The sequence below is a fragment of the Microbacterium sp. HMWF026 genome (assembly GCF_003061325.1).
Lineage (GTDB): Bacteria > Actinomycetota > Actinomycetes > Actinomycetales > Microbacteriaceae > Microbacterium > Microbacterium testaceum_E.
Genome location: NZ_QAJB01000386.1, coordinates 1 through 3881, shown reverse-complemented (window position 1 = coordinate 3881; position 3881 = coordinate 1). Strand labels below are relative to the sequence as shown.

The window sequence follows — 3881 nt, the reverse complement described above, 5'->3', positions numbered from 1 at the left end:
CGGGTGGGCGCTGCTGTGGCTGCTCGTGGCCATGCCGACGGTGTTCGTGTCGCAGCTTCTCATCGCCTTCTTGATCCGGGCTCGCGCCGCGGTGCGCTCGACGCGCGCGGTGTCGTGGCGAGACGCCGGTGGCGTCGCACTGTGGCAGGCGGTGATCGTCGCCCTCGGCTTCTTCGACTCGCGCGTCTTCTTCCCGCTGCTCGTGCTGTCGGTGGTCGGGGCCCTCGTGCTGTTCTGGTCGTCGCTCTCGCAGCTCTGGAACGAGGCGCGCGGCGCGGTGACCGTCCTGCACACGTCCGACGGCACGGCGTACATCCCGCCGGTGCGAGAACCGTCCGCGGAACGCCCCGCGGGGCGGGCCGACGGCGACGTGATCGTCGTGTCCGAGGTGCGACGACCCGAGTGAGGCGTGCGCCGCTCGGCGCTGCGCGGGCCGATGGCCCGTTTTGGAGCCTCGGGGTCGCCGTGGCAGAATAGACGATCGTGCCCTGACCGGCTCTGCCTCAGGGGAGTCCGCCGCATCCCGCGGCCTCGGGCACGCCTCACCTTTTCCCCTTTTATCGTGCGATCGACCTGTGGCGGTCGCAGGAAGTGATGATCATGCAGATCCTCGACTCCGTCGACGCGGCCTCGCTGCGCTCCGACATCCCCGCCTTCGCCCCCGGCGACACCGTCAAGGTGCACGTCAACATCACCGAAGGCAACCGCTCGCGTATCCAGGTGTTCCAGGGCGTCGTCATCGGCCGCTCGGGCGACGGCGTGCGCGAGACCTTCTGCGTCCGCAAGGTCAGCTTCCAGGTCGGCGTCGAGCGCACCTTCCCGGTCCACAGCCCCGTGATCGACCACATCGAGGTCGTCACGCGCGGTGACGTGCGTCGCGCCAAGCTGTACTACCTGCGCAGCCTCCGTGGCAAGAAGGCCAAGATCAAGGAGAAGCGCGACCGCTGAGTCGACTCTCTCGAACGCCCCGTGGGTCTCACCCGCGGGGCGTTCGGCGTTTTCGCGGCGTCACGGTCACGGCATCCGGCCCGGGTGTGCGACCCTGGTTCGTGCGGTTTCCCGATGCGCGGGCGACCCGACGAAGGAACACATGAGCGACCAGACCGCCTCCACCCCGGATGCCGCGGCATCCACTCCCACCGGGCGGCGTCGCCGCGGATGGGGCGCCTTCTTCCGCGACCTGCTCGTGATCGTCGTGATCGCGCTGCTGGTGTCGTTCCTGGTGAAGACGTTCGTGGTGCGCTCGTTCTACATCCCGTCGGCGTCGATGGAGAACACGCTGATGGTCAAGGACCGCATCCTGGTCGACGAGCTGACACCGCGCTTCGGTTCGTACGAGCGTGGTGACGTCGTGGTCTTCCGCGACCCGGGCGGATGGCTCGACCCGAAGCCCACCGCACAAACCGTGTCGCCGATCTCCGAGGGCGTCGACTGGGTGCTCTCGCTCTTCGGTCTCGCCGCGCCCGACAGCGACGACCACCTCATCAAGCGGGTCATCGGCGTCGAGGGCGATCACGTCGTCTGCTGCAACGCACTGGGCCAGACCACGGTCAACGATGTGCCCATCGACGAGAGCTACGTGCGACTTGCGCCAGGAGCCACGGCGCCGTCGCCGGTGCCGTACGACGTCACCGTCCCCGAGGACTCGCTGTGGGTGATGGGCGACAACCGCAACAGCTCGCGCGACTCGCGCTACAACCAGGACCAGCCGACGAAGGGCTTCGTCCCGGTCGAGAACGTCGTGGGTCGCGCCTTCGTCATCACCTGGCCGTTCGACCGCTTCGGGCTCATCGACTTCCACCACGAGGTGTTCGCGGGGGTCCCCGCGCCGGCGGCGAAGTGATCGAACCCACCCTCACCCTCGAACGCCGCGCGCTCAAGCAGCACGCGATCATCATCGCGTGCGATGAGGTCGGTCGCGGCGCCCTCGCGGGACCGGTGGCCGTGGGCGCGGCCGTCATCGATCCCGCGCGATCACGCAAGCGCGTGCCCGCAGGCCTTCGCGACTCCAAGCTCGTCCCCGAGGCGCGCCGACCCGAGGTGGCCGCCCGAGCCGCGGCCTTCGTGCAGCACAGCGCGGTGGGCTGGGCCAGCTCTGTCGAGATCGACGAGATCGGCATCATCCGCGCCCTCGGGCTCGCCGCGGTCCGTGCGATCGCCGATCTGCGCGCTCACGGCGTCGTCCCCGAAGAGGCTTTGGTGATCCTCGACGGCAACCATGACTACATCACCCCGGCGGGGGAGCCCGGCCTCACGGTCACGCCCATCGTCAAGGCCGACCGGGACTGCGCGAGTGCGGCCGCGGCATCCGTCATCGCCAAGGTGGCCCGCGACACCCTGATGACCGGTCTGCACGACGACCTGCCCGCGTACGGCTGGGCCCGCAACAAGGGCTACGCGAGCGTCGATCACCGCGACGCGATCTCGACGCACGGCATGAGCGTCCACCACCGTCACTCGTGGGCCATCGCGGCGGCGCCGACCCTGTTCTGACCGCCCCTCGCGTCGGCGCGCCCGGGCGCGGGGTCCGTGCGACCCATGGGACCGTGCCCGCCTAGGATGGGAGGACCATGGATGACGACGTCTTCGAGGACTACGACCGCGAGCTCGAACTGGCCCTGTACCGCGAGTACCGCGATGTCGTGCGCCAGTTCACCTACGTGATCGAGACCGAGCGCCGGTTCTACCTGGCCAACGACGTCAACGTCGTGCGCCGCGACACCGAGCACGACTTCTACTTCGAGATCTCGATGACCGACGTGTGGGTCTGGGACATCTACCGCGCCGATCGCTTCGTCAAGTCGGTGCGCGTGCTGACCTTCAAGGACGTCAACGTCGAAGAGCTGTCGCGGCACGACTTCCAGCTGCCCGACGAATTGTCGCTCGACAACTGACGTCTCCTCCCCATCCGCGGCGCGCACTGATCGATCCACGGATGGGCGCCGAGGCCCCGTGCGCCCCGTGACGTGCCTGCCACGCTCTCGGGCATGGCAGCGAAAGACGACCTCGGCCGAGCCGGGGAGGACCGCGCCGTCGCCCATCTGATCGGCGACGGCTACCGCATCATCGCGCGCAACTGGCGGTGCCCGCAGGGCGAGATCGACGTCGTCGCCGAACGCGACGACACGCTCGTCGTCGTCGAGGTGAAGACCCGGCGCAGCGAGTTGTACGGGCACCCCTTCGAGGCGATCGACAAGCGCAAGGCCGCGCGGCTGTGGCGGCTCGCGATGGCGTGGCTGGCCGCGCATCCCGACCTCGCCCGCGGGCGCCGACTACGCATCGACGCCGTCGGCCTCGTCGGGCCTGATGCCCGCACCGCGCGGCTCGAACACCTCGAGGACGCCCTGTGAGCGTGTCGCGGACCTGGGCGGTCGCTCTGACGGGACTGCGCGGCGATCTGGTCGAGGTCGAGGCGGACGTGTCGTCGCAGACGCCGGAGTTCTCGATCATCGGCCTCGCCGACAAAGCGCTGGGCGAGGCGGGACGACGGGTGCGCAACGCGTGCGCCAATCGCGGGCTCGACCTGCCCAAGCGCCGCATCACGGTCAACCTGTCGCCGGCGAGCCTTCCCAAGCGCGGCTCGGGGTTCGACGTGGCGATCGCCGTCGCGGCGCTCGCGACGACCTCTTCGATGGATGCCGCCCACATCGCCGGGACCGTGCACATCGGCGAACTGGGGCTCGACGGGCGACTGCGGCCTGTTCCGGGCGTCCTGCCCGCCGTCGTCGCCGCGCACCGCGGGGGCGTCACCCGTGTCGTGGTGCCCGCGGCGAACGCCGACGAGGCCGCCCTCGTCGACGGCGTCGAGGTGTTCGCCGCGACCTGCCTCGCCGAGGTGGTCCGCTGGCACGGCGGGGTCTCGGACGCCCCCGATCTCGCCC

7 protein-coding genes are annotated in these 3881 nt (G+C 69.9%); all 7 read left to right on the top strand.

All coding sequences use genetic code 11. From position 1 onward, the window contains the following. Nucleotides 1-406, top strand: a 406-nt coding sequence (locus tag DBR36_RS14355) for an MFS transporter permease (protein ID WP_108320447.1), incomplete at its 5' end; no start/stop codon positions are given. A gap of 194 nt (nt 407-600) precedes the next feature. Next, on the top strand, nt 601-948 hold the full coding sequence (gene rplS, locus DBR36_RS14350) for a 50S ribosomal protein L19 (RefSeq protein WP_058231655.1): 348 nt from the start codon (nt 601-603) through the stop codon (nt 946-948). A 142-nt stretch (nt 949-1090) separates the two neighbouring features. Continuing rightward, complete coding sequence (gene lepB, locus DBR36_RS14345; protein ID WP_108320446.1) at nt 1091-1843, top strand: signal peptidase I; 753 nt, start codon at nt 1091-1093, stop codon at nt 1841-1843. Further along, nucleotides 1840-2493 (top strand): ribonuclease HII, encoded by a 654-nt coding sequence (locus DBR36_RS14340; RefSeq protein ID WP_108320445.1) that lies wholly within the window; start codon nt 1840-1842, stop codon nt 2491-2493. Before lepB ends, DBR36_RS14340 begins: the two co-directional genes overlap by 4 nt. Before the next feature lie 77 nt (nt 2494-2570). Then, nucleotides 2571-2894 carry a DUF2469 family protein gene (locus tag DBR36_RS14335; RefSeq protein ID WP_055836674.1) on the top strand — a complete coding sequence of 108 codons (324 nt, stop codon included), beginning with the start codon at nt 2571-2573 and terminating at the stop codon, nt 2892-2894. A gap of 93 nt (nt 2895-2987) precedes the next feature. Beyond that, the gene (locus DBR36_RS14330) at nt 2988-3350 is read left to right on the top strand and encodes a YraN family protein (protein ID WP_108320448.1); all 363 of its coding nucleotides are present in this window, start codon (nt 2988-2990) and stop codon (nt 3348-3350) included. Then, nucleotides 3347-3881: magnesium chelatase domain-containing protein (locus tag DBR36_RS14325; RefSeq protein WP_146185376.1), on the top strand; the 535-nt coding region annotated here is incomplete at its 3' end. The genes DBR36_RS14330 and DBR36_RS14325, both read left to right, overlap by 4 nt.